Here is a 1608-nt window from a genome sequence, read left to right on the forward strand (position 1 = left end):
CTTCGGGGCTCCGCCCCGGACCCCGACCCTGCGGCTGATCCCGGTCCCATCCCCTCCGACGGCCGCTTCACCGTTCGGCTCGCCAACTTCGAAGGCCCCTTCGACCTGCTGCTTCAGCTCATCTCGAAGCACAAGATGGACGTGACCGAAGTCGCGTTGTCCAAGGTCACCGATGAGTTCATGGCGCACATCCGGGCCATGGGGGCGGACTGGGACCTCGATCAGACCACCGAGTTCCTCGTCGTCGCCGCCACCCTGCTCGACCTCAAGGCGGCCCGGCTGCTGCCCGCCGCCGAGGTCGAGGACGAGGCCGATCTGGCGCTCCTTGAGGCGCGGGACCTGCTGTTCGCGCGGCTGCTCCAGTACCGCGCGTACAAGCAGATCGCGGACATCTTCAGCGAGCGGCTCGACAGCGAGGCGCGCCGCCACCCCCGTACCGTCGGGCTGGAGGCGCACCACGCCGAGCTGCTGCCCGAGGTCGTCATCAGCATCGGCGCCGACGGGTTCGCCAAGCTGGCGGTCAAGGCCATGCAGCCGAGGGCCAAGCCGCAGGTGTACATCGACCACATTCACGCGCCGCTCGTTTCCGTCAGGGAGCAGGCCGCCGTGGTCGTGGCGATGCTGCGGGCGTGCGGGGACGTCAGTTTCCGGGAGCTGACCCTGGACGCGCCCGACACCCTCACCGTCGTCGCCCGCTTCCTCGCCCTCCTGGAGCTCTACCGCGAGAAGGCCGTCGTCCTCGACCAGGACGAGGCGCTCGGGGAGCTCATGGTGCGCTGGAGCGGCGGCGACGGGGCCCAGCCCGCCGTCACGGACGAGTTCGACCAAGTTGTGGAGGTGGAGACGGCGTGATCGAGGAGATCGAGGAATCCGAGGAGCTCGCGCTCAAGCCCGCCCTTGAGGCCGTTCTCATGGTGGTCGACGAGCCCGCGACCGAGGAGCACCTGGCGAAGGTGCTGGAACGGCCCCGGAGGGCCGTGGCGGACGCCCTGCGCGAGCTGGCGGACGAGTACACCGTCCAGGGCCGCGGCTTCGAGCTGCGGCTCGTGGCGGGCGGCTGGCGGTTCTACAGCCGGGCCGCGTACGCGCCGGCCGTCGAGGGCTTCGTCCTGGACGGGCAGCAGGCCCGGCTCACCCAGGCGGCCCTGGAGACCCTGGCGGTCGTCGCGTACCGCCAGCCGGTGAGCCGTTCGCGGGTCTCGGCGGTGCGCGGAGTGAACTGCGACGGGGTCATGCGGACCCTGCTCCAGAGGGGTCTGGTCGACGAGGCGGGCGCGGAACCCGAAACAGGTGCGATCCTGTACAGGACGACGAACTACTTTCTGGAACGGATGGGCCTGCGCGGCCTGGACGAGCTCCCGGAGCTCGCGCCCTTCCTCCCCGAGGCGGACGCGATCGAAGCCGAGACCCTGGAGGGTGTGCCGTCGTTCGATCCGGACGCACCTGATGCCCCGGAAACCCACGCAGACGACAAGACGGAAATTTGATGCGAAGCAGCGGCAGTAACAGCAGCGGAAACAACGGCGGGAGCCGTGGTGGCAACAGCGGCGGCCGCGGCAGCAGCGGCGGTGGCGGCCGGGGCAGCGGCGGCGCCGGCCGCGGCGGTGC

Annotated in this window: 2 protein-coding genes; both read left to right on the forward strand. The window is 70.6% G+C overall.

Translation table 11 applies throughout. From position 1 onward, the window contains the following. Window positions 1-48 precede the first annotated feature (48 nt). Entirely contained in the window at window positions 49-852 is an 804-nt protein-coding gene (locus tag ACFWA7_RS39980) for a segregation and condensation protein A (RefSeq protein ID WP_385828088.1), read from the forward strand. Continuing rightward, window positions 849-1487: an SMC-Scp complex subunit ScpB gene (gene scpB, locus ACFWA7_RS39985; RefSeq protein WP_385550353.1), complete on the forward strand. Its 639-nt coding sequence runs from the start codon at window positions 849-851 to the stop codon at window positions 1485-1487. The genes ACFWA7_RS39980 and scpB overlap by 4 nt, the downstream gene beginning before the upstream one ends. The last annotated feature ends 121 nt before the right edge of the window (window positions 1488-1608 follow it).

It is taken from the genome of Streptomyces sp. NPDC059994, assembly GCF_042737755.1.
In the GTDB taxonomy this organism is placed as follows: domain Bacteria; phylum Actinomycetota; class Actinomycetes; order Streptomycetales; family Streptomycetaceae; genus Streptomyces.